At 62.6% G+C, this 23,395-nt stretch carries 18 protein-coding genes; 3 read left to right on the top strand and 15 right to left on the bottom strand.

The annotated features are described in order from the left end of the window. Window position 1 precedes the first annotated feature (1 nt). From I4W09_RS02955 to I4W09_RS02915, 9 genes are all read right to left on the bottom strand, one after another. Window positions 2–565 carry a hypothetical protein gene (locus tag I4W09_RS02955; protein WP_147579406.1) on the bottom strand — a complete coding sequence of 188 codons (564 nt, stop codon included), beginning with the start codon at window positions 563–565 and terminating at the stop codon, window positions 2–4. Further along, complete coding sequence (locus tag I4W09_RS02950; RefSeq protein ID WP_006235091.1) at window positions 529–762, bottom strand: hypothetical protein; 234 nt, start codon at window positions 760–762, stop codon at window positions 529–531. Before I4W09_RS02950 ends, I4W09_RS02955 begins: the two co-directional genes overlap by 37 nt. Window positions 763–772: 10 nt before the next feature. Then, entirely contained in the window at window positions 773–1,414 is a 642-nt protein-coding gene (locus I4W09_RS02945) for a type II secretion system F family protein (protein ID WP_196031695.1), read from the bottom strand. Next, window positions 1,411–2,304, bottom strand: coding sequence for a type II secretion system F family protein (locus I4W09_RS02940; RefSeq protein ID WP_230318645.1), 894 nt, complete (start codon window positions 2,302–2,304; stop codon window positions 1,411–1,413). The genes I4W09_RS02945 and I4W09_RS02940 overlap by 4 nt, the downstream gene beginning before the upstream one ends. A gap of 5 nt (window positions 2,305–2,309) precedes the next feature. Continuing rightward, complete coding sequence (locus tag I4W09_RS02935; protein WP_196031687.1) at window positions 2,310–3,638, bottom strand: TadA family conjugal transfer-associated ATPase; 1,329 nt, start codon at window positions 3,636–3,638, stop codon at window positions 2,310–2,312. Further along, window positions 3,635–5,284, bottom strand: coding sequence for a nucleotide-binding protein (locus I4W09_RS02930; protein WP_161115722.1), 1,650 nt, complete (start codon window positions 5,282–5,284; stop codon window positions 3,635–3,637). The genes I4W09_RS02935 and I4W09_RS02930 overlap by 4 nt, the downstream gene beginning before the upstream one ends. Beyond that, window positions 5,284–5,943, bottom strand: coding sequence for a Flp pilus assembly protein CpaB (gene cpaB / locus I4W09_RS02925; protein WP_249360913.1), 660 nt, complete (start codon window positions 5,941–5,943; stop codon window positions 5,284–5,286). The genes I4W09_RS02930 and cpaB overlap by 1 nt, the downstream gene beginning before the upstream one ends. Before the next feature lie 252 nt (window positions 5,944–6,195). Then, window positions 6,196–7,149, bottom strand: coding sequence for a ribosome small subunit-dependent GTPase A (gene rsgA / locus I4W09_RS02920; RefSeq protein WP_196031745.1), 954 nt, complete (start codon window positions 7,147–7,149; stop codon window positions 6,196–6,198). Between the two features lie 472 nt (window positions 7,150–7,621). After that, a complete protein-coding gene (locus I4W09_RS02915) occupies window positions 7,622–10,303 on the bottom strand; it encodes a cation-translocating P-type ATPase (protein WP_196031684.1) in 2,682 nt (893 codons plus the stop codon). A 442-nt stretch (window positions 10,304–10,745) separates the two neighbouring features. On the opposite strand from I4W09_RS02915, the gene pyk reads away from it, so the two are divergent. Next, window positions 10,746–12,206 carry a pyruvate kinase gene (gene pyk / locus I4W09_RS02910; RefSeq protein WP_195404628.1) on the top strand — a complete coding sequence of 487 codons (1,461 nt, stop codon included), beginning with the start codon at window positions 10,746–10,748 and terminating at the stop codon, window positions 12,204–12,206. Window positions 12,207–12,629: 423 nt separating this feature from the next. Then, on the top strand, window positions 12,630–13,703 hold the full coding sequence (locus I4W09_RS02905) for a putative endonuclease domain-containing protein (protein WP_196031682.1): 1,074 nt from the start codon (window positions 12,630–12,632) through the stop codon (window positions 13,701–13,703). On the opposite strand, the gene I4W09_RS02900 is transcribed toward I4W09_RS02905, so the two are convergent. The 6 genes from I4W09_RS02900 to pheS form a co-directional block, all read right to left on the bottom strand. Beyond that, window positions 13,700–14,548, bottom strand: coding sequence for a hypothetical protein (locus I4W09_RS02900; RefSeq protein WP_230318644.1), 849 nt, complete (start codon window positions 14,546–14,548; stop codon window positions 13,700–13,702). The genes I4W09_RS02905 and I4W09_RS02900 overlap by 4 nt on opposite strands. An 80-nt stretch (window positions 14,549–14,628) precedes the next feature. Further along, complete coding sequence (locus tag I4W09_RS02895) at window positions 14,629–15,399, bottom strand: energy-coupling factor ABC transporter ATP-binding protein (RefSeq protein ID WP_196031678.1); 771 nt, start codon at window positions 15,397–15,399, stop codon at window positions 14,629–14,631. A 46-nt stretch (window positions 15,400–15,445) separates the two neighbouring features. After that, entirely contained in the window at window positions 15,446–16,282 is an 837-nt protein-coding gene (locus I4W09_RS02890; protein ID WP_196031676.1) for an energy-coupling factor transporter transmembrane component T family protein, read from the bottom strand. Continuing rightward, window positions 16,260–17,345, bottom strand: coding sequence for a cobalt transporter CbiM (cbiM, locus tag I4W09_RS02885; RefSeq protein ID WP_138374406.1), 1,086 nt, complete (start codon window positions 17,343–17,345; stop codon window positions 16,260–16,262). Before cbiM ends, I4W09_RS02890 begins: the two co-directional genes overlap by 23 nt. A gap of 245 nt (window positions 17,346–17,590) precedes the next feature. Continuing rightward, window positions 17,591–20,044 (bottom strand): phenylalanine--tRNA ligase subunit beta, encoded by a 2,454-nt coding sequence (gene pheT / locus I4W09_RS02880; RefSeq protein WP_196031674.1) that lies wholly within the window; start codon window positions 20,042–20,044, stop codon window positions 17,591–17,593. Between the two features lie 163 nt (window positions 20,045–20,207). Then, the gene (pheS, locus tag I4W09_RS02875; RefSeq protein ID WP_118226143.1) at window positions 20,208–21,284 is read right to left on the bottom strand and encodes a phenylalanine--tRNA ligase subunit alpha; all 1,077 of its coding nucleotides are present in this window, start codon (window positions 21,282–21,284) and stop codon (window positions 20,208–20,210) included. A 503-nt stretch (window positions 21,285–21,787) separates the two neighbouring features. On the opposite strand from pheS, the gene I4W09_RS02870 reads away from it, so the two are divergent. Further along, the gene (locus tag I4W09_RS02870) at window positions 21,788–23,371 is read left to right on the top strand and encodes a carboxypeptidase M32 (protein WP_196031672.1); all 1,584 of its coding nucleotides are present in this window, start codon (window positions 21,788–21,790) and stop codon (window positions 23,369–23,371) included. Window positions 23,372–23,395: the final 24 nt, after the last annotated feature.

Raw genomic sequence — 23,395 nt, 5'->3', positions numbered from 1 at the left:
TTCACGACCCCTCCTTTGAGTTCGATGCCTGCGGGCTCAGGCGGATCACGCGCAGGCGGCACGAGGCATCGCCGGCATCCGCGGCAACCGTCACCATATCGACCCAGCCGCGCCCATCGCGCACAATGGCGCCCCATACGTTGCCCTTAATATCGAGATAGCCGCTCAGGGCGAGCTGGGCCGTTGGCACCTCGCGGTAGGCGCGTAACATATCCGCCGCTGCCTCGGTCATCGGTCGGTCCTCGGACCATGCAAGCCGGACCGCAATCGCGTTGTCCTCAGGTGAATCCGTCGCAGTGCCAGACCGCTTGTCGAGCGTCCGCAGAAAGGTTTGCGCCGTGACAGCGACATCCGAATCGTCCGCATCTCGCATCTCATCTTTTTGAGACGCCACCGCCGAATCTGAGCCCGAATCGAAGGCGGCCCCAGGACGCTGCTGCCGCGCGGCGTTAAGCCCCCAAAGCACCGCCGCTATCGCCACGGTCAGGCAAGCAAACACCAGCAGCACCCCGATGGGGCGCTCGCCCTCTACAGGCTGTTGATGCCCTCGCTGATAGCGTTCCATAGATCTTGGACCTTGCCCTTAAATGCGACAATGGCAATGATGGCGATCACCACGAGCACGCCGACCAAGATGGCGTATTCGGTGGTGCCCTGCGCACTCTCCTCCTGCAGTAGCTCCCCGGCATGCTGGCGAGCGCGAATTGACTGGCAAACAGCCCAGCTCCAGACCTTGCCAGCAACGTCAGTCATCGTGTTCATGTATTCCTCCCTACATCATCCCGCCTGCTCCCAACAGCGGGCCCAATATGGACAGAAGCAACGCCGGCAAGATGAGTGTGCCGGTGGGAATCAGCAGCTTGATGGGCGCACGCTCGATCTCGCGCTCGACCGCGGCGCGATGAGCCGCACGGATCTCGCGACTTTGAGCGGCCAGTGTCTCGGCAAGTGGGGCACCCAGGGCGAGCGCCTGCCCCACCGTGATGGCAAAGGTCTCGAGCGCTCGTACGTCCAGATCGCGCGCGGCGGCCAACAACTCGTCCTCACGCGTGCCCACGCCCACCTGCCACGCCATGCAGGCCCGCTCAAGGCGAAGAGCCAGCACTGACCGGCGGTTGGCGCAGAAAATCTCAAGCGCCGCATCAAACGAAAGACCGGCCGAAAGACCCAAGCGCACAACATCGATCATCTCGGACACTTCGCCGAGCGAAACTCGCGCCGGGCCGCCCGCTCCAACCGCGCCCTTCACTCGCGCGGTCAGGGCATCGACCACTGAGCGACCCGCGGCAGCGACCAGCACCGCCTCGCGCTTGCAGGCCCCTGCGATCTTGCGTGCATCCGCCCGATCCAAACCCGTCGCGATAAATACACTCAGGGCGCACAGGCAAGCCGCAACTGCAACTGGGGCGCTCATAGCTCCACCCTCATAATGCGCCGGATAACCACCAGGGCAACGGCGTTGAGGGCGAGACCCAGCACCACAGCGCCCGCACCGGCAGGCGTCGCAAGACCGCGACGAAAATCTGCCGAAAGCAGCACCAACACCGCGCACATGCCCGCCGGCATCGCCGCGACCATATGCGCCGACATGCGAGCCTGCGACGTCTTGACATCCAGGCGGCGCTTGAGCTCAATGCGCTCCCCTACCATGCTCGACGCCTCGGACAGCAAGTCGGCAAGCGGAGCGCCGGTGCGCTGTGACACCTTAAGCGCCAAGGTCACAAGCGAAAGACCGGGGGCGTCGATGCGCACGAGCAAGTCATCGAGCGCGTCGGTCGCCGAGATACCGCAATCGATCGCCGCCGCCACCCGCAAAAACTCGGTATGCACCGGTTCTTGCGCATGAGCGCCCACAAAGCGCATGCCCTGGGCCAGCGAATGTCCCGAGGCAAGCGACATGGAAAGTGCGGTAAACGCCTCGGGCATGGCCTCTTCTGCATCGTGTTGCTCGCGCCGGCTCTCAAAGCCATCCCGAGCGGCGCCAGCGGCAATCGGAGCAACAAGTCCCAAGGCAAACCCGAGGGGCGATAACGACACCATCGTTAGTAAAACGCTGCAGACACCGCTCGATAGCAGTAGAAACGCCAAACGCCCCGAAGCATCTTCAATCACGAGGCCAAGGCGATGCGCCGGAGCCAGCGATGCCCACGAACGGGCGATCTTTTTCAGCAGATCGTTTTCCACCAGCTCACGCGGCAGCTTCTCTGCCACCGTCTCGAGCGCCTGACGCGCCAGCTCCGCCGGCGGCACCTGCGGCACACGAGGTTCCGCCCCGCACGCCGTCGCAACAGAAAACCCTGCCAAACCCCCTACGACGAGGGGCACAGCGACCTCCATTCGTCCACCTCCTCTTGTGTGAGCGTCCCCGACCGCAGGCCTTCTGCGATAAACGGCGGCTCGCGGTCAAGCGCCCAGGTGCGCTCGGCGGCATCGAAAGTCACATAGCGCTCGAGCTCTACGCCGCCCGACGCGGCGCGACGCACCCCCGAATACGAGGAGACGAAGCGCCTGCCATCGGCGTGGCGCTCGGACATCACGATGTCGTCGAGCGCCATGGCAATCTGCTCCTCGATGAGCTCGCTCGGCAGATCGATGCCATAACGTGCAAGCAACGTCAGACGCACCACGGTCTCCTGTTCTGAACCCGCATGAAGTGTGGTGAGCGACCCGTCGTGGCCCGTATTCATGGCCTGCAACATGTCGCAGCACTCGGCACCGCGCACCTCGCCCACCACGATGCGGTCGGGGCGCATGCGCAGGGCATTGGTCACCAGGTCGCGGATCGTCACCGCGCCCTCGCCCTCAATTGAAGCCTCGCGCGCCTCTAGGCGCACCACGTGCGGATGATGCGCAAACTTGAGCTCGGCAGAGTCCTCGATCGTCACGATGCGCTCGCCGGTGGAAATCTCGCATGACAGCGCGTTGAGCAGGGTGGTCTTACCAGATCCCGTGCCTCCCGCAACCGCCAGGTCCTGTCGCAGCGACACCGCGCACGACAGCAGCTGCGCATACCAAAGCGGCAGTGACCCCAGCCCCACAAGCTCGTCCAGCGAGCAGATGCGGTCCGAGAACTTTCGGATGGTGAGAATCGGTCCGTCAATCGCCACAGGCGGAATCACCGCGTTGACGCGATAGCCCGTTTTAAGGCGAGCGTTGACGATGGGGCTGCGCTCGTCGATACGGCGGCCAAGTGGCGAGATGATGCGGTCGATAAGCACACGGATCTGCTCATCATCCTCAAACGCATGCTCGATAGGGTACAAGACGCCGCCGCGTTCAAAGAAGGCCGAGCGGCAGCCGTTGATCATGATCTCGGTAACGGTGTCGTCCTCGATGAGCGGCTGCAACGGCCCCAGGCCCACCACGTCATCCAAAATCTCGTCGATGATGGTCTCGCGTTCGGACGTCGCGAGATCGGTCGGCTCCTCAACATTGAGCGCCGCCTCCACCGCGGGACGCAATTCCGAGCGGGCAAGCGCCGGGTCGATATAGGCGCTGATACGCGCCACTTCGTCGTAACCCATGCGGTCCATCACGGCGCGCTTAGTGCGTCGTTTCACCGCGCGGCGACGCCCCGCATCTACAGGAGCTGCCGCCGCTGCAGCGCCGGCAGCCTTAATCCTCGTTTGCAGGCTCATCGCTGATCACCCTCGCGCGACCAGGGAAGGCGGATACGCGGGCGTTCGGTACGCGTTGCACGGTCGGCGACTATATCGCTCCAAGGGCCGACGGCGCACCCCAGTTCCACGAGCATCTCGCGCGTGGCCTCGCGCACGCTGGTCGCAAAAGCGCTCGTCTGACCCACTGCCTCGTCGGCGCGCCCAAACGCCATGAGCGCGGCGAGATCCTGCCCGCCATCGGCGATACGAATCTTGGAGCTCAACGCACAGGCAATCTCAAAGCGCATGGCGACGTCCTCGTCTGCCCCGCGCGCACCGAACCGGTTGAACACGGCGCTCATGCGCGTGCGCGGCACACCTACTCGACTTGCCAGTTCAATGACGCGCGACGCCGATGTCGCGGACGACACCGCCGCATCGCCAACGACCAGGCAACGGTCGCTCGCCGCCACCGCAGCCGCCACGGCATCGCCCCAAAAGACCGAGGTATCGATAAAGACCACGTCGGATTCGCGACGCAGGACATCGAGCAGCAGCTCCACCGGACGTGCCATGAGCTCGGCTTGCTCGGGCGCCGCGACGGGACCCCAGAGCGTAACGCCCGGGGCGACGCGCATCGATGCGGCCACGATATCCGGCTCGGTGAGCGTGCCCGCCGCCGACGGCTCGATAAGTGCCGCCATATCGTGCGGAGCATCGACGCCTAACAAGTCGTAAAGGTTTCCAAACATCAGGTCCAGGTCGAGCACGGCGGCACGCAAGCCCAACAGCGACGATGTGTGTGCCATGGTGGCAACGATCGTCGACTTGCCGCAACCGCCCGAACCCGAAATGGCGCAGATGACCGGAGCTCGATGCGGCGAAGCGGCAGCGTCTGCCGGCGGCATCGGAGGCGGCGGGGCGGGCGTCGGTGACAGCGTCCCCGTCTCCCCCGCCGCAACTACACGCTGCGTCCAAGCCGGCATGGCGGCTTGTTCGGTCTGCGAGGCAGGCTCGTTCTGCGCAATCTGCTCATGCTGCATCAGCGACAACTCGCCGCACCCGGCAAAGCCCTCAACTTCGTCGAGTTCATCCGCCAGATTCACGCCGCGCACGTATCCCATATCTACAGCCGGGGAGTCGCCAGCATGCTGCGCCGGTCCTCCAGCGTCATCGTATACAAGGGGGTTCCGGGGGCGCCGACCATGCTCGGCTTCCGCTTTTCCATAATCATCAACACGCGGGCCTCTTGTAGCGCGAGGCGCCCCGGGTTCCCTATCAACAAAAGCATCGGGCTCAATCGTCATGCGCCGATCGGAATCAACCGCTCCCTCGCCCGCTCGCCCGTTGCCGCATATACTGTGCGCAGCGATGACCTCGGTCGCCCCTGCGCGAAACAGCCCCTCGATATCCGACGGATCGAGTGCTTCTATCAACACGACCACGCGACTCACGCGGCCTTCGGCCGTCAGGCGCGCAACAGTCTTGCGCACATCTTCGGTATCAAACAGAGACGCCGCGATGATGGCAGCTCCGCGGCGCGACGGAAACGCCCGCGCCATGGAAACCAGCCCGTCCAGGTCACCCACGCGAAGCACCTGTGCACCCGTATCACGGCCCTCGACTTCCCGCTGCAACAGCCCGTAATCGCCGCACGCGCAGCACGCAAGCCAGATCGCCTTCATCACTCGTCGCCTCCGCTCTTTTTGCCGCGCGCCGTGGCGGGAATCGTCAAGCTGACCGTTCCCTTGCCCGAGGCTCCCAGCAGTTCCTTGACGTCTTCGGGGTCAGCCGCCAGCGTCACCCATTCGATCTTGCCCTCGCGCGTGGCGCCGGAATCCTCACTGGTATCGATCACGTACGCGCCGCACAGTCGATCGGTTACGCCGTCTTTTTGCACATACACATCCACGTAGCTGCCCACGCCCGTAGCACCGCCGACCGAGTGCTCGGCATCGACCGCCACCGAAACGGCGACCTTGCCCTTAGGCACCTCGAGCTTGTGGCTCTCGGCCTTGGTGTAGACATTGCAGATCACGGCGTTTTTGGGAATACGCGAAGTCGTCACGTCGCCGCGCACCTGGCGCAGCTCGGTCGCCGCGTCACGCGGCAGCAGACTCGTCAGCCATTCCTGGGTTATGACATTGGTCTCATCGAGGGTCTCGCCCACATCGATATCGCGCGCCGCGACGCATACCTCGGCGCGATCGCCACCGTACTTGGCCAAGGTCTCAGCCTGGACCTGTTCGGCTTGCGAGCGAATCGACGAGCCGTAAACCATGCAGAGCAGCGCAGCGAGCACGCCCGCGACCAGACTGATGGCGATGCGCTTGCTCTTGTTCACGGCCGCTCCTCTCATGGCAGTGCCGGGCGAATGCCCGTACCACCATTGTCTGGGTGGTCAGAGTGCAAAGCGGCGCAATCGCGATCTCGGTTTTCGATGTCAAACCAATCGCTGACCAAAAACTAACCAGCCCGTCAAGCTCGTGGCAAGGTTTTGGTCAGCACGTCAGCAAACTGCATGTTTCGAGGCTTTTTCGCAGCAAAAAAGCCGTCTCCCGAACAGTTGGAAGACGGCTGTCATAGGAAAAATCAATTACAGGTGGACATCGGGATCGAGCATTTGAGCACTCACGCGCATGGATGACGCCAGGTTTTGGAACGTTTCCAAACGCAGGCTGTCGATCTGCCCGGCGTCCTCGGCCTCGCGAACGGCACAACCCGGCTCATGGGTATGCGTGCAATCGCCAAACCGGCACGCGCGCGATGCCTCGACAATCTCGGGGAAGGCGCGCGCCAGACCCCGCTCGTGACCCACGAGCGGTAAGCTGCGCAGGCCCGGGGCATCGGCGATCACGCCGGCGTCGCCCGGCAGTGCCACCATCACGCGCGCGACGGTAGTGTGACGGCCCTGGTCGTCGCGTTCGCGCACACCGCCAGTCGCCAACGTATCGTGGCCCAGCAGCGCATTGAGCAGCGTCGACTTGCCGGCACCCGACTCGCCCAGAATCATGGCGCAGCTCCCGGCAGGCACGCAGGAACGAACCTCGTCCAGGCCGCGCCCCTCGGCAGAGGACGTCACGATCACGCGCACGTCCGGACCCACCAGGCGGCGCATGCGGTCCAGATCGCGCTCGAGCTCCTCGGCATCGCAGCGATCAGCTTTGGTGAGCACCACCACCGGTTCGGCATCGCAGTCGAGCGCCAACACCAGCGAGCGCGCCACGCGGTCGAGCAGCACCTCGCCGGCACCGAGCGCCTGCACGATTAGCACGCTATCCACGTTGGAGCAGAGCACCTGGCGCTCTCCACGGGCACGGCCGCGCCAACGCTCAAAGCTCGTACGGCGCGGCAGCACGCACTCAATCACGCCCATATCGTGCCCGGGAGCGCGGCGCACCGCCACACGGTCGCCCACGGCAGGCAACAGGACCTCGTCCTCGCCGCGCGACTTGGCAAACCCCACGGCATGCTCGGCGCGGAAGGTGTCGTCGGCAGTCGCCACCAGCGGAAACCCGCGATCCAAGCGCACCACGGCACCCAGCCGCATCTGCTCGGGCTCCTCGGCATGTGCGCAGAAATCATCAAAGGCAGTCTGCTGGGTTTCATCGACTGGCAGGTCATCAAACGCCGGAACGTCCTGCAGCGCGTCAAGCCCCGGCACGCTTGCCAGCAGCTCCTCAGCAGATACGGGAGCCTCGGTCGCGAGCTTCCGACGACGATCGCGCTTAGCCCGCGCCCCCGTCGTCTTTTTCTTCGCCTTAGCCTTAGCCTTGCCCACAAGCGCCTCCCAGCACCATAAATCACAACTGAGCAGGTATTTTAAATCAAAAAGAGCTGGCCGGGCAAAGCCCGACCAGCTCACAAACTTTCCCTCAGCCCTTTATCATCCGCGCGGGAGAAAAGCCAGCAAGGATACCGCAGGGCCCGCCCCGGAAGCCCTTTCTCCCGAACGATCCCGCAGCGCGAAGCGCGAGGACCAGTGAGGGAGAAAGGGCGTGGGGCAGGCCCGGACAGGTACGTTACTCTTTCTCCACAGCGCGCATGATCGCCTTGTAGATCTCCATCAGCGGGATGATCAGGAAGGCCAGGCCCAGCGCGGCAAGAACGCCCTTGAGCTCAAGCGTCACGGGGCCAAAGAACATCTCGGCAAGCGTCGGCTGCACGGTCACGATCACCGTCAGCACCAGTGCCAGCGCGGCGGAAGCCCACAGCCACTTGTTCTGCTTCTTCATGGTGAACAGCGACGCACGACGGCTGCGCATATTGAAGCAGTGGAAAATCTCGACCATGTTGAGCGTGATGAACGCCATCATCACGCCTTCCTCGTCGGCATTGCCGGCGATCATATCGGCGATGTGGATGTAGCCCATGTCAAAGTACACGCCCACAAAGAAGCTCGCCAGCACCAGCACGGTGATGATTAGGCCCTGGACCACGCAGTCCAGACCCATATGTCCGGCAAAGACACCGTCCTTGGCGTTGCGCGGCTTGCGCTTCATGATGTCGCCCTCGGCGTCCTCCATGCCCAGCGCGAGCGCGGGGAAGCAATCGGTGACCAGGTTCACCCACAGCAGCTGCACCGGCTGGAAGATGGTAAAGCCGATGAGCGTGGCGATGAATACCGAGAAGACCTCGGCAAGGTTGGCCGAAAGCAGGAACTGAATGACCTTGCGGATGTTGTCGTAGATGCGACGGCCCTCTTCGCAGGCACCGATGATGGTGGCGAAATTGTCGTCGGCAAGCACCATGTCGGCGACGTTCTTGGTGACATCGGTACCGGTGATGCCCATGCCAACGCCGATGTCGGCGCGCTTGATGGACGGGGCGTCGTTGACGCCGTCGCCCGTCATGGCCACGATCTGGTCGCGCGACTTCCAAGCCTCGACGATGCGTGTCTTATGCTCGGGCTGGACGCGGGCATACACGCCGTAGTCCTCGATGTGCGCGTCGAGTTCCTCGTCGCTCATGCGATCGAGGTCGGCACCGGTGATGGCCTGGCTGCGATCGGTGACGATGCCCAGCTGCTTGGCGATGGCCACGGCGGTGTCGATGTGGTCGCCCGTGATCATGACGGTGCGGATACCGGCGTCGTGCGCCTCGCGGATGGCGTCGGCGACCTCGGGGCGAACCGGGTCAATCATGCCAGACAGGCCGCAGAAGACCAGGTCGTGCTCGAGCGCAGCGGGGCTGCAGTCGTCCGGGACCTCGGTGTAGGTGCGACTTGCCAGCGCCAGTACGCGCAGGGCCTCGTCGGCCATGGCCTTGTTGGCGGCCACGAGCTCGGCACGACGCTCCTCGGTCAGCGGAACGACCTTGTCGCCGTCGTAGATATGGGTGCACAGGCCGATCACCACGTCGGGCGCGCCCTTGGTGTACTGCTCATACTCGCCATCCAGGGTCTCGACGACCACGGACATCATCTTGCGGCCGGAGTCGAACGGGGCCTCGCCCACACGCGGGTGCTCGGCGGTCAGGCCGGTGAGCCCCGCCTTGCCGGCGTCGTTGACGAGCGCGCACTCAGTCGGCTCGCCCACGGCCTCGCCCAGCTCCTCGTCCCACTGGGCATCGGAGCACAGAGCCATACCGGCCAGGAACTTCTCCTTAGGCGCGGCGAGCTCGTGCTTGACGACGGTCATCTTGTTTTGGGTAAGGGTACCGGTCTTGTCGGAGCAGATGGTCTGCGTGCAGCCAAGGGTCTCGACGGCAGAGAGCTTGCGGATGATTGCCTGACGCTTGGCCATCTTGGTCACGCCAAGCGACAGCACGATGGTCACGACGGCAACCAGGCCCTCAGGGATGGCGGCGACGGCGAGCGAGACAGCGACCATAAAGGTGTCGAGCAGCGCGGTCGGATCGGTGAGAACGTTGCCCACGCCGTGGCGGATGATGTCGACACCAAAGATGACGACGCAGATGACGATAACCATGATGGTGAGGATGCGGCTGAGCTCGGCAAGCTTCACCTGCAGCGGCGTGAGCTCTTCCTTGGCCTCGGCCAGGGCGCCGGCGATCTTACCCATCTCGGTGTTCATGCCGGTGCCGACCACGACGGCGCGGCCGCGGCCGTATACCACGGTGGAACCCATGTAGCACATGTTCTTGCGGTCGCCGAGCGGCACGTCGTCGGTGCCAGCGGCGAGCTCAATCACGTTGGCATGCTTCTCGACGGGCACGGACTCGCCGGTAAGGGCGGCCTCCTCGATCTTCATCGTGGCGCTCTCGAGCACGCGGCAGTCGGCCGGGACGGAGTCGCCCGCCTCGAGCATGATCACGTCACCGGGCACGAGCTCGGCGCTCGGCAGGTGCACGAGCTTGCCGTCGCGCAGCACCTTGGACTGCGCCGCGCTCATCTCCTGCAGGGCCTCGAGAGCCTCCTCGCTCTTGGCCTCCTGAACCACGCCCAGCACCGAGTTGACGATAACGACGAACATGATGATGGCGACGTCGGCAAAGTCCGCCTCGCCCTTGACCATGCCCGTGAGTGCACTGATGACGGCGGCAACGATCAGCATGATGACCATGGGATCGGCCATCTGCTCAAAGAAGCGCTTCCACAACGGTGTCTTCTCGGCTTCCTCGAGCTTGTTAGGGCCTGTCTTGGCGAGGCGCGACGACGCCTCGTCGTTGCTCAGGCCGAGGTACTCATCGACACCTTGGTCGCTGAGTACCTCCGCCGCGGCGGACAGGTATTCCTTTTGCATATAGAGTCCCCTCCTGGGATTCGGGCCACTCAGCAGATTGATGCCCGATCATAATTCCCAGGAGAAGGGCAAGGGCTCATCAAGGCTGCCGTGCTGAGCGGCAGTTGATAGTGGAGCTATGGTACCCCAAAGCGGCGCGTCTAGCCAAAACATTCCAATTGGAAACACGGCTCGAGTGCAACGATGCAGACCGTGTGATGCTCAACATTGATAAAACGTTTTTCCTTCGGCGCATCGTCAAACTGAAATATCGCCCAGATAGCAGCGGTCAGAACGGTTGATAAAGTTTTTTCATATACCGTTTTTACCGCAAAAAATGAACTTCTAATTCGGCATACGGTCGATTTTTGGGGGTGTTCGGTCGTCATTTCGTTATAATCATCTCAGTTTTATTTCTTATGGTTTATCTATCAGCGCAAGACGATGTCAGATGGAGGTCTGAATGTACAAGCGCACTAAGATTGTATGCACCATGGGTCCCGCCTGCGATAGCGACGAGACCATCCGTGAGATGATCAAGGCGGGCATGAACGTCGCCCGTTTTAACTTCTCGCACGGATCCTACGACGAGCACCACGGTCGCATCGAGCGCGTCCGTCGTATTTCCAAGGAGCTCGGTCTGCCCGTCGGCATCCTGCTCGACACCAAGGGCCCCGAGGTCCGCACCGGCCTTCTGGTCGACGGCAAGAAGGTTGCCGTCAAGACCGGCGACAAGATCGTCGTCACCGCTCAGCCCACGTCCGAGGATTTCCACGGCACCGCTGAGCACATCTCCCTCGACTACCTGGCCCTGCCCTCCGAGGTCGAGAAGGGCTCCCTCATCCTGATCGATGACGGCCTGGTTGCCCTCGAGGTCGAGTCCGTCGACGGCCAGGACATGACCTGCGTCGTTAAGAACGACGGCCTGATCGGCGAGCGCAAGGGCGTCAACATGCCCAACGTCAACATCTCTCTGCCCGCCATCACCGAGCGCGATCGTCAGGACATCCTCTTTGGCCTGACCGAGAACATCGACTACATCGCCGCTTCCTTCATCCGTGACGGCGAGTCCGTCCGCGGCATCCGCAAGCTTTGCCGCGAGAACGGTGGCGAGCACGTGACGATCTTCCCGAAGATCGAGTGCGCCCTGGGCGTCGAGAACTTCGACGAGATTCTCGAGGCTTCCGACGGCATCATGGTCGCCCGTGGCGACCTGGGCATCGAGATCAAGCCCGAGCTCGTTCCGCACATCCAGAAGGAGATCATCGCCAAGTGCAACGCGGCCTACAAGCCCGTTATCACCGCTACGCAGATGCTCGACTCCATGCAGCAGAACCCGCGCCCGACGCGCGCCGAGGTTGCCGACGTCGCTAACGCCATCTACGACGGCACCGACGCCGTCATGCTCTCTGGCGAGTCCGCTGCCGGTAAGTACCCGGTCGAGGCCGTCAAGATGCAGGCCAGCATCGCTCTCGAGACCGAGAAGTACCTCCCGGCTCACGCTCCGCTCGAGGTTCCGGCTGACGCTCACGGCACCCGCGTCGTCAACAACGTTGTGGGTATGTCCGCTGTGAACATGGCCACCACCGTTGGCGCCAAGTGCATCACCGTGCCGACGACCACCGGTCGTACCGCTCGCCTGATCTCGCACTTCCGTCCCAACATGCCGATCTGCGCGTTCTCCCGCCACGAGTGGGCCGTCCAGCAGATGATCATGTACTGGGGCGTCATCCCGCACCAGGCCGAGATTACCCAGGGCACCGTCAACGGCACGATCGTCAAGGCGATCGAGACCGCTAAGGAGCTCGGCTACGTCAAGACTGGCGATTTGACCGTCGCTACCGCCGGCGATCCCCGCATGAGCGTCCAGCTCGAGGACAAGGTCTCCTCGACCAACGTCGCTTACGTCGCTCAGGTGCGCTAAATCGTACTTGCAAGCAGATTTGCATTGCAAAGGGCCCGGAAGGCATTGCCTTCCGGGCCCTTTTTCTGTGCCAATGCCGCCGCACGGCAAAACACGCACTCATTTCTTTACCAAAAGCGCGAAATCCACCCTTCGAGGCCCAAAAAATAAAGCCCCAAGCGCTAAAAGTGTTCGCCCGGTGGCAAACCCACACCTCACACAGGGCTGATAAATCGTTTTAGCAAGAACCAAATCGACCTGGTTTTCGGAAGTATGCGGCAAATTCTGGAACCTCCGAGCACACCCTGTTTTTTCGCAACAAAATGCCTGATAAACTAGCCTCAAAAGCCAGGTCCGCTCATAGGGTTCAGATTTTGCCGCATACTTCCGGATTGACGCTGGCATCACTCGCTTCAAAGAGATGATTTCGGCCAGGAGGGCATTATGGACCTGACGCTTTGTGGGCAATCCGCCTTTAACTACTACCGCATCCCGCCGCAGGTATTAGGCCTTTACCCCGCCATTAGCCTTGGCAATATGGATCGCAGATGTTGTGGTCTCGGAAGTCATGCAGTTGTAAAAGACCTGCTTCACGCACCACTTCACAGGCTTGTATTCACTCGGGCACAATCCGGGTCGCGAAGCCTGTTTAAATCGCACCTCCTGACCCAAGAACCACCTCCGGGGTCGTTTAGGCAGACTGAACATGGGTTTGATGTCACGTCACCGGAGTTCACGCTGCTCAACCTTGCTACGCAGGTTTCACGCAACCAGTTACTCATGGCTTGCTACGAGACGTGCGGCTCCTTTGCAGTGTTTAAGCCCTGCGAGCGAACGCAACAACAACTCGATGAAGCTATTTCGCTTAAGTTCATTCCACCCAACTGCGGCTGGGAGCGAGTTAACGACACCAAGGGCAATGACACCAACTTGTGGAAGCGCACGCCGCTTCTTACCGCAACGGATATCGCCGCGTTCGCCAAGCAAGCCGCAGGCCTGCGCGGCGTCAAACAACTGCGCTGGGCGGCCGAGCACATGACGGGGCAGGCCGCCTCGCCCTTCGAAGTACAGACCTCCATGCTTATCTCGCTCCCCCGCGACGAGGGCGGCCAGGGCATCGAGATCGCCAACAACGCGCGCATCCCGCTCAGTGAAGCCGCACGTTCGCTGTATGACAAAACCTGCTGCTACGCCGATATCCTCATCGAAAGCGCCACCGACAGCATGGGCGTCATTCTGGAATGCCAAGGCCGCTCTGCCCACGACAGCGAAGCCGCGAGCCTCTCCGATGCCGAGCGCGCCACCGCACTCACAAGCATGGGCTACGACGTCATCCAAATTACCTATGACCAGATCAAGGAGAAGAAGAGCTTCGACCACATAGCCGAGCTCATCCATAAAAAGGCCGGGCTTCCCCACATCCCAAAGACCAAACAGGAACGCATTGCCGAAGATACCTTACGGCAAGAGCTACTTGTCGATTGGGTTGAGCTATTCACTGCCGGGCCGGCCAGCTAGCAGCTAGCAATCAGGGGCAGCGCAGGCACATCGGGCGATTCGGCGCGAGCCGCAAATCCCGCCTCGGTCAGCTCGATGACCTCGGTAAACGTTGCATCGAAAAACTCCTCGGTTAGCAGGCGGTATGGCGGATGGTCGGGCTCACCGGGGTTTTCGCGTACAATCTCGTGCATGACGCCGATGGTCTTGAGCACATATTCTTTATGGATGGGATACTGCCCAAAACGCGTCGCAGCGGTATACAGGCGATCGGTCGCACGCGGGATGGAAACAATGCCCAGCGTCTTGCCAAACCAGTCAAAGTCGCCTTGCTTTTTAATGCGGAACTCCTCGCACGGCTTGCCGCCGTGCACCTCCAGGTACTGATTCACGCGCGTATTCCATACGGTATCGGCCACCAGATGCGACCAGACACCCAGTGTCAAATCGAGCAACGACTGCGCCACGTCCTCGGACGCAAGCGAGAACTCACAGGCGCCGGGACCGGCAACCGGCTCGGCATCCTTGTAGCGCTGGGGATAGTGCACGCGGTTCAGTCGCTCGCGTTCCTCGATAATCGAGGTCGCCGCGGCTGGCGCACCGATGGGCGAACTTTTAAGCAACGGTGCCACATAGGTATCCCAGAACTCATGCTCACGAGGCTTTGGGATGGGCTCAGGCTTGGCAAAGTGCGTAATGCGGTACGGGATGGGATCGGCGATGCCAGGGACCATATAGCCCACGAAGATATCCGGAACCACGCAGCCAAACAAAAAGGCATTGCGGTCGCGCACGCTATTGGCAAGCGCACCGGTGCGCTCCAGCAAACGCTCCGTCTGAGCGATATGAATGTTCCAACTTGGCATAGCCACCCCCATAAAAAACCTGGATAACTATACCATCACGGCAAAGCCGCGCGGGCGGCTACGCACGCTCTACGCAGCAACTAGTCCGTAGCACCGCTTTCGGTTCCATACGACGGCGAAGGCGCCTCGACCACATGGTGATATCGATCGATATAGATTGCACGGGCACCCAGGCGTCGCACCAAATCCTGGTGATGCGTGCTCATCAAGACCGTCTTACCCACCGCGACGTAGGCCAGCAAGAAGTTGACCACGATGTCGCATGAATCCTCGTCGAGTCCATTGGTAGGCTCGTCGAGGACCAAGATATCCGGGTTCATCGACACCACCGCAGCCAGCGCAACGCGCTTCTTTTGCCCGCCCGAGAGCTGATAGGGAGAGGCGTCGGCAAGGTCAGCAACCTGAAACAGCCCCATGGCATCGCGCACGCGGCGCTCGAGCTCGTCTGCCGGCAGCCCCATCTGCGCGGGACCAAAAGCAACTTCCTCGCCCACCGTGGCGCAGAACAGCTGGGCATCGGCGTTTTGGAATACGAAGCCCACGCGCTGGTGGAACTTCTGAGCAGCAGCAGAATCCTTCAGATACGCCGCATCGACCACGTGCCCGTCAAACAGGTATGCCCCTGCGTCCGCGAGTTCAAGGCCGTTAATAAGACGCATAATCGTCGTCTTGCCGCAGCCGTTGGGACCGAGCAGGGCAACGAGTTCACCACGATCGACCTGCAGCGACACGCCATCGACAACCGTATGCCCCGCATAGGAGAACACCACGTCGCGCAGCTCGATGAGCGGAACGACCTCGGCGCCGCCCACACCGTTCGTGCCCGCCGCACTATTCATATCGATCGTCAAAACGTCGCCCTTCCCCATTTACATCCCCAGTCGGAACCAGCAGCGCCTACAGCACGGCGCACAACACTGTCAGCAGCGCCACGCCGGCCGCATAGGCCGCATCGCGCCAGCCAAACCTGGCGCGCGCGGGAGCCGGATACGCACCGGCAAAGCCGCGGCAAAGCATAGCCTCGTCCATCGCGCGGCTGCATTTCATCGCCTTGATAAAGGTCATGCCCATGATACCCGCGATCGAATCGGTACGCGAAAATCCCTCGGGCGCACGGCCAACGCTGCGCAGCATGACCGATTCGCACAGATCGTGCGCCGTACGACCCAGCACCTCGATGTGCTTGAGCGCCATATCAAACGTAAAGATAACTTCGTCGGGTAGATGCAGCATCTTGAGCGCCGCCGATATGCGGCTCCACGTGAGGGTCCACGAAACGCCCAGCACCAGCGACACATTAATGAAGGTCTTGAGCGCAATCTTGAGCATGGCGCCCGTAGCGGAAGCACCCAGCAGCAGGGCAGGCAGCGCCAAAACCACTGCGAGCCCCGCGGCGCCAAGCGCCGGCACAAAGGTCGCGCGCAGCCCGCGTACGGGACGCACGGCAACGAGCACCAGCGCAATGGCCGCCATCAACATGAGGTACAGCGGGCTTTGTGTCAGGCACACGCACAGGACGCAAACGAATATCCCCACCAGGCGCACCGGAGCCGAAACGCAAGAAAGGGCGCGGTCGACCATCGACCCGCCCTCGTGCGCGCCTCCACCCAGGCGAACCCGCTCAAGCAGGCTCGCCAGGTGCAGGACGTTCTTTTGCATCACGCGATGACGAGCGCCCGTGGGCTCGTATCGCTCCTCGGCCGCAAGCCAGCTAGGCAGCTCGACCATCGCCATGGGCTCCGCTTTCCTTGACCGTCAGCGAGATCAGACGGAATGCGATGGTGAGCACCGCCACGCCAATCACGCCGGACAGGATATACATGGCAGCCTGACCGGCAAAGCCGAGACCCTGCTCCTCGGAATAGGCCTGCAGGTAATCACCCGTAGGCAGAGCGTCGGCAAAGGTCGGGGTGTCGAGACCGACCGAAGCCTGCAGGCTGTCGTCGCCAGCCTCCTGAACGGCGGTCGCGGCGCCCTCGGCGTCCCACTCACCCCAGGCGTCACCCGTGGCCAGCAGGCCCAGCGGCGTGGCCACGACAAGCACGGCAACCAAGATGAGCGTGGGGACCAGCGAGGTCTTCTTTGCAGCAGCGCCCTCGGCAGCAAGCTGTCCATCGGCGGCTTCGGGGCCGACGATAACGCTCGGCGCCGTCTTCTTGATAAAGCCGTAGATCGCGGCAGTCGCCACGCCCTCGACCACGCCGGCTACCAACATATGCGGGATCATCATGGCCGGAATGGCAATGGACAGCGGGAAGGGGCAGTACAGCGGAGCGCCCGAAGCATTCGTGAAAAGCATCGGCTGAATACCAAACTCGATTGCTGCGCACAGGGCCGCCAGGCACAGGCCGACCCAGCCGCTTACGATGGCCGAAACCGAGGTGCCCCAGCTCTTGTCGTGCAAACGGCTGTTAAGCGCGCGGAACACGATGGCTGCGGCAAACGGCAACACGAAGGCCATGTTAAAGCAGTTAGCGCCAAAGGACAGGATGCCGCCGTCGCCAAACAGCAGCGCTTGCAGCGCCAGCGCGACCGAAACCGCGATAGCCGCGGCCTCGGGGCCCAGCAGCAGCGCGATGAGTGCGCCACCAACGGCGTGGCCAGTGGTGCCGCCGGGCAGCGGCACGTTGAACATCATAAGCAAGAAGGAAAATGCGGCGCAGATGCCCAGGAAAGCCATGTGCTCGCGATCGAGCGTGGCGCGCACCTTCTTGATACAGTGAACCCAGACGGGCACCATTGCCACCGCCATGACGGCATCGGTCTGCGGGGACAGATAATTATCTGGAATGTGCATGTACGCCTCCCGGTTATCGGCGCACGGAATTGCAACGCCGCTTGAATCACCTTTCCAGTGTTACGTAATGTCAGATTCGTAACACGCCGCGGGCTATCATAGCAAAACGGCGCACTGCCGACAAAGCAGCACGCCGTTATGTAATGCGCGTGTCATATATGCAGGCTCAACGGTGCCTTATACCGAAAACAGCAGTCACGTAAGACTCGACGGCAGCCGACGCTGGCCTATATCCGGCGCAGGACCTAGCCGCGGACCTCGCCGTTTACGCCCTTGCACACCTTGGTAACGATCTTCTGGTGCGCCTTTTCGACCTCTTCGCTGGTAAGCGTGTGGTCGTCGGAGCGATACGTAAGCGCAAAGGCCATGGACTTCTTGCCCGCTCCGATGCGGATGGGATCGCGGTAGACGTCGAACAGACGCACATCCTCGAGCAGCTTGCCTCCGGCGCTGGTAATACGGCGCTCAAGATCCTCGCAGGTCACAGTGTTGTCGACCACGATAGCAAGGTCGTGCTCAACGGCCGGGTACTGCGAGAACTCACGGTAGTTCTCCTGGTTGCGGGCGCCCTTGATCAGCTTGTCCAGGTCGAGCTCAAAGGCAACGACAACCTCGTCAATGCCCATAGCCTCGCGCGCCTCGGGGTGAATCTCGCCAACCCAGCCCAGCACGGTACCGCCGGACAGAACCTCGGCGGCGCGACCCGGCTGCAAGAAGGCATAGCCCTCGCCCTCGACGGGACGGAAGCGAACCTTCTCGATGCGCAGCTGAGCAAGCAGCTCCTCGACAATGCCCTTGCCAAAGAAGAAGCGCAGCTTACGGTACTTCATGTTCCAGGACTGCTCGCTCCACTGGCCCGAGAGCACGCCCGCCACGGACTTGGTCTCCTTGGGCAGGCTGGCGTTCTCGCGGCCATGGAACAGGCTGCCGACCTCGTACAGGTGCACGTTGGGCGTGCCGTGGGCCTCGTTGTAGGCCACAGACTGCAGCAGACCCGGCAGCAGCGAGCGGCGCATCTCGGTCTGCTCGGCCACCAGCGGGTTCATGAGAACCACGGGGCAGCCGCGGCCCTCGGTGGACATACCAATCTTCTCCAGGTCGCCCGGGGCGGCAAAGCCAAAGGTCGTGGTCTCGTTGAGGCCGCAGGCGCGCAGGATCTCGCCGACCTTACGGGTGAGCTTCTGCTCGCGGGTCAGGCCGCCGATGTGGTTCTTGGCAGCCGGGATGGTCGCCGTAACGCGGCCCATGCCCCATAGGCGCAGGACCTCCTCGATCAGGTCGATCTCACGCGGCAGGTCGGGACGGAAGCTCGGCGGCGTGACCATAAAGTCCTCGCCGTCGCGCTCGACGGTGCAGCCCAGGCGGGTGAGCGAACGCTCGATAAAGTCGGGCTCGATGTCGGCACCGCAGATGGCACGCACGCGGGCCAGGCGCAGCTTAATGCTGTCGATGGTCTTGGGCGCGGGGAACACGTCCACATAGCCGGGAGCAACCTCGCCGCCGGCGATCTCCTCGATCAGCGCGCAGGTAACGTTGGCGACATCCACGCAGCCGGTCTCGTCGACCTGGCGCTCAAAGCGAATGGAGGCGTCGGAGATCAGCGACAGATCGCGGCTGGTGTGCGAGGTGCGACCGGCGTTGAAGCAGGCGCTCTCGACCATCACGTCGACGGTGTCGTCCTCGATCTCGGAATCCATGCCGCCCATTACGCCGGCCAGCGCCACGGGACGCTCGCCGTCGGTGATGAGGCCCATACCGGCGTCGAGCACGCGCTCCTCGCCGTCGAGCGTCGTGAACTTCTCGTCCTGCTGGGCGGCGCGAACCACCACACGACGGTGGCCATCGCGCTCGGCAAAGGTGTCCAGGTCAAAGGCGTGCAGCGGCTGACCGGTGAGCATCATCACATAGTTGGTGATGTCGACGATGTTGTTGTGCGGGCGCACGCCCAAGGCGTTAAGGCGCTTGACCATCCAGTCGGGCGACGGGCCGACCTTGACGTTGCGCACGATGCGGGCAACGTAGCGGTCGCACAGGCCCTCGTCAGCGATCTCGACGGAAAGCTCGTCGTCGGTCGCGCGGCCGGCCTCGGCCTTAATGGCGGGCAGCTCAACGTGGAAATCGCGGTCGAAGATGGCGCCGGTCTCGCGAGCCATGCCGATCATGGACAGGCAGTCGGGGCGGTTGGGCGTGATCTCGCAGTCGAGCACGGTGTCGCTCGAGCCCACGTACTCGGCAAACGGCATGCCGCAGGGCGTATCCTCGGGCAGGATCATAATGCCGGAGTGGTCGCCACCCAGGCCGAGCTCGCGCGCGGAGCAGTTCATGCCCATGGACACGACGCCGCGAAGCTTGCTCTTCTTGATCTTGACGTCGCCGGGAAGCACGGCGCCGATCATGGCCGTGACGATGTGGTCGCCGGCCTCAAAGTTCTGCGCGCCGCAGACGATCTGCAGCGGAGCGGGATTGCCGTCGGGGTCGAGGTTCTTGTCGCCCACGTCGACCGAGCACACATACATGTGGTCGCTATCGGGGTGCGGGGTCTTGGTGAGCACCTTAGCGGTCACCACGTGGTCGAAGGACTCGCCCACGGTGTCGATCGCCTCGACCTCGGTGCCGGTACGGATATATTCGTCCGAAAGGGTCTTGGGATCCTCCGGAATATCGATCATGGTCTTGAGCCAGTCGTAAGAAACGCGCATGTAGCTCTCCTAGTTCTTAATCTCCGCATAGGGAGGAAATATCAAATGAAGACGTTCGCCTTAGGGTTGTCCAGGTGCCCCAGGTTGGCGTGAAAGAGGAGCGACGCGTACTAAAGGTACGCGAGCGACGGTTTGAACGCCAAGATGGGGTGCCTGGGCAAGCCTAAAATTGGTTCAAGAAGCGCATATCGCCCGTCATGAGCGTTCTGAGGTCGGGCAGGTCGTAGCGCAGTGCCGCGACGCGCTCGGCGCCAATACCAAAGGCGAAGCCGGTGTACTTCTCGGGGTCGATGCCGCAGTTGATCAGGACGTTGGGGTCGACCATGCCGCAGCCCAAGATCTCGATCCAGCCGCTGTGCTTGCAGAAGTTGCAGCCCTTGCCGCCGCAGACGTGGCAGCTCACGTCCACCTCGCAAGAAGGCTCGGTGAAGGGGAAGAAATGCGGGCGGTAGCGCGTCTTGCGGTCCTCGCCAAACATGCACTTAACAAAGTAGTCGAGCGTGCCCTTAAGATCGCCAAAGGTGATGCCCTCGTCGACGACCAGGCCCTCAATCTGGTTGAACTGCGGCAGGTGGCAGGCGTCGGCCGTGTCGGGACGGTAGACGGTGCCCGGGCAGATCATGTAGATGGGCGGCTTCTGCGACTCCATGGTGTGGATCTGCACGCCCGAGGTCTGGGTGCGCAGCAGTACGTCGGACTCGCCGTGAGCGTGGGCCTCGGGATGCGCGACGCTGCCGGGGTTGTTGTCGACCACATAGAACGTGTCGCGAGCCGAGCGGCTCGGGTGATCCATGGGCGCGTTGAGCGCGGTGAAGTTGTAGTAGGAGGTATCGACCATGGGGCCGGACTCGACGGTGTAGCCGATACCGCAGAAGATATCCTCGGCCTCCTCGATGATCTGCTTGATCAGGTGCTGGTGACCGATCTGCGGACGGATGCCCGGCAGCGTGATGTCGACGGCCTCGTGCTCGAGTGCATGCTTGAGGGCGGCGGCCTTCATCTCGGTGGTGCGCTCGTCGAGCATGCCCTCGATCAGCTGGCGCATCTCGTTGGCGCGCTTGCCCATCACGGGACGGTCCTCGGGGGCGAGCTTGCCCATCATGCGCATCAGGCCGGTGATGCGGCCCTTGCGGCCGAGCAGCTCAACGCGCGCGGCCTCGAGCTTTGCGGCGTCGTCGGCGCTAGTGACGAGCTCCTTGGCCTCTTCCTCGAGTTTGACCAGATCATCAATCAGACTCATGTCTTCCCTTTCGTCTCTCGCGCATCCGCACCCCGGGACGGCTGACGCCGCCCGATGCTGCGGATGCGCGGCCCGGTTCGGTAACAAAAAACCGCCCTCGGGCATGTGCATTGCCCAAGGACGGTTAAATTCCGCGGTACCACCTTGTTTGACCCGGCGGATGTCTGGCCCGCCGCGCCCACTCTGCGCCTCTTGTCGCGAGGCTCACGGCTTCCCTACTGAGGCTTTGCTGCCACTGGCCGCGTGCCCGTTGAGGTCGCTGCTCGGGAGTGAACGCTTGGCCCTTGCCACCGCAGGAAGGCTTGCAGCCCATGACCTTCCCTCTCTTGCCGGCGACGCGGCGGGCAAAACCCTCTCCGTCAACGCATTGGGCTATAGGATAACACATTTCGCGAGCGCATCGCCGCGTTCCGTTTTGTTCGCGCTGGGTACAAGGCAAGTAGCTGTGAAAAGTGGCCGTGCATCCGCCTGCGGTGCTCGGCCTGCGAGATTAAGGATACGGTATGGGAAAGAAACTCGATAAGAAGGCCAAGGCCGCCGTGGCAAAGGCCGCCAAGGGCGTCAAGGCCGCTAAAGTCGACAAGGCCGTCAAAAAGTTCCGCAAACTCGAGGGCAAGCTGTGGACTCGTGAGTACCTGCTCAAGATTGCCGAGTTCGACGGCGCGACGATTGCCCCTGCCAATGGTGCTGCCGCCCGTGCCGACGCCATGGGCACGCTTGCCGGTGAGCATCACAAGCTGCTGACCAGCGAGAAATCCGTTGAGCTCGTACGCTCGTTAGCGCGCGAGACCGTCGCCGGCGGCAAAATTGACGACCCGCAGCTGCTCGACGAGATCCGTGTGCTCGGTCGCGACCAGCGCGAGGCAAGCGTCATCCCCACCGAGGAGGCCGAGGCCTGGACCAGGCTCACCTGCGAGGCCGATGCCGTGTGGCACAAGGCCAAGACGGCTAATGACTGGGCGAGCTTTGAGCCCTATGTGGATAGGATCGTCGCCCAACTTAAGCATCAGGCCGAACTTATGGACCCCAAGCGCGACCCATACGATGTTTGGCTCGACCAGTACGAGCGCGGCCTTTCCGCCAAGAGCTTCGATGCGTTTTGCGATGAGGTCAAGGCGACGGTCGTGCCGCTCGTGCACGCCATCGGCGAGCGCAGCCAGCAGCCCGATGCCGACTTTTTGCACGCCCGCGTGCCCGAGGCCGCCCAGCGCGCCATGAGCTTCGACCTTATGAAGCTTGTCGGCCTGAACCTGGACGACACCACGCTTGCCTTTACCGAGCACCCGTTTAGCGAGGGCTTTGCCGTGGGTGACGCGCGCATCGCGACACACATCTACGAGGACGATTGCATCTCCAACGTCTACAGCATCATCCACGAGGCGGGACACGCCATGTACGAGCTGGGCGTCAATCCTGCCTATGCGCGCACCTGTCTTGAGGGTGGCACCTCCATGGGCATCCACGAGAGCCAGAGCCGCTTTTTCGAGAACACCGTGGGTCGCAGCCGCGCCTTTATGGGACCGTTGCTCGAGGTGCTGCGCCGCCACGCACCCGAGGTCTACGGCGACGTCGACGAGGACACGCTCTACCGCGCCGTGAACATCGCGCAGCCGTCGTTGATCCGCACCGAGGCCGATGAGCTCACCTATCCGCTGCACGTTATGGTGCGCTACCAGATCGAGCGCATGCTGTTTGCCGGCGAGGCCATGGCCAAGGATATCCCCGCGCTTTGGAATCGCTTTATGGACGAGTACCTGGGCATTCCCGTTTCCGACGACACGCACGGGTGCCTGCAGGATACGCACTGGAGCGGCGGCTCGTTTGGCTACTTCCCCACCTATGCACTGGGCAGCGCCTACGACGCCATGTTTGTGCCGGCCATGTGCCGCGACGGCGTCGACCTTACCGGCGCCTGTGCGAGCGGCGACCTGACACCCGTCCGCGCCTGGCTGGGCGAGCACATTTGGCAGTGGGGCCGCGCCAAGGACGCGCCGGAGCTCATCAAGGGCGCGTGCGGCATGGCGTTCGATGCCCGCTACTACTGCAGCTACCTGCAGGACAAGTTCACCACGCTCTACGAGCTGTAAGGCATAACCGACACGCCAACGCAA

This window comes from Collinsella aerofaciens (assembly GCF_015670795.1).
Classification (GTDB): Bacteria; Actinomycetota; Coriobacteriia; order Coriobacteriales; family Coriobacteriaceae; genus Collinsella; species Collinsella aerofaciens_Q.
This window is presented reverse-complemented; position numbering and strand designations above follow the sequence as displayed.

Coding starts and splice junctions, on each gene's coding strand:
- I4W09_RS02955 (WP_147579406.1), bottom strand. CDS start 565: ATGGAACGCTATCAGCGAGGGCATCAACAGCCTGTAGAGGGCGAGCGC.
- I4W09_RS02950 (WP_006235091.1), bottom strand. CDS start 762: ATGAACACGATGACTGACGTTGCTGGCAAGGTCTGGAGCTGGGCTGTT.
- I4W09_RS02945 (WP_196031695.1), bottom strand. CDS start 1,414: ATGAGCGCCCCAGTTGCAGTTGCGGCTTGCCTGTGCGCCCTGAGTGTA.
- I4W09_RS02935 (WP_196031687.1), bottom strand. CDS start 3,638: ATGAGCCTGCAAACGAGGATTAAGGCTGCCGGCGCTGCAGCGGCGGCA.
- I4W09_RS02930 (WP_161115722.1), bottom strand. CDS start 5,284: ATGAAGGCGATCTGGCTTGCGTGCTGCGCGTGCGGCGATTACGGGCTG.
- rsgA (WP_196031745.1), bottom strand. CDS start 7,149: ATGCGGCTGGGTGCCGTGGTGCGCTTGGATCGCGGGTTTCCGCTGGTG.
- I4W09_RS02915 (WP_196031684.1), bottom strand. CDS start 10,303: ATGCAAAAGGAATACCTGTCCGCCGCGGCGGAGGTACTCAGCGACCAA.
- pyk (WP_195404628.1), top strand. CDS start 10,746: ATGTACAAGCGCACTAAGATTGTATGCACCATGGGTCCCGCCTGCGAT.
- I4W09_RS02905 (WP_196031682.1), top strand. CDS start 12,630: ATGGACCTGACGCTTTGTGGGCAATCCGCCTTTAACTACTACCGCATC.
- I4W09_RS02900 (WP_230318644.1), bottom strand. CDS start 14,548: ATGCCAAGTTGGAACATTCATATCGCTCAGACGGAGCGTTTGCTGGAG.
- I4W09_RS02890 (WP_196031676.1), bottom strand. CDS start 16,282: ATGGCGATGGTCGAGCTGCCTAGCTGGCTTGCGGCCGAGGAGCGATAC.
- cbiM (WP_138374406.1), bottom strand. CDS start 17,345: ATGCACATTCCAGATAATTATCTGTCCCCGCAGACCGATGCCGTCATG.
- pheT (WP_196031674.1), bottom strand. CDS start 20,044: ATGCGCGTTTCTTACGACTGGCTCAAGACCATGATCGATATTCCGGAG.
- pheS (WP_118226143.1), bottom strand. CDS start 21,284: ATGAGTCTGATTGATGATCTGGTCAAACTCGAGGAAGAGGCCAAGGAG.
- I4W09_RS02870 (WP_196031672.1), top strand. CDS start 21,788: ATGGGAAAGAAACTCGATAAGAAGGCCAAGGCCGCCGTGGCAAAGGCC.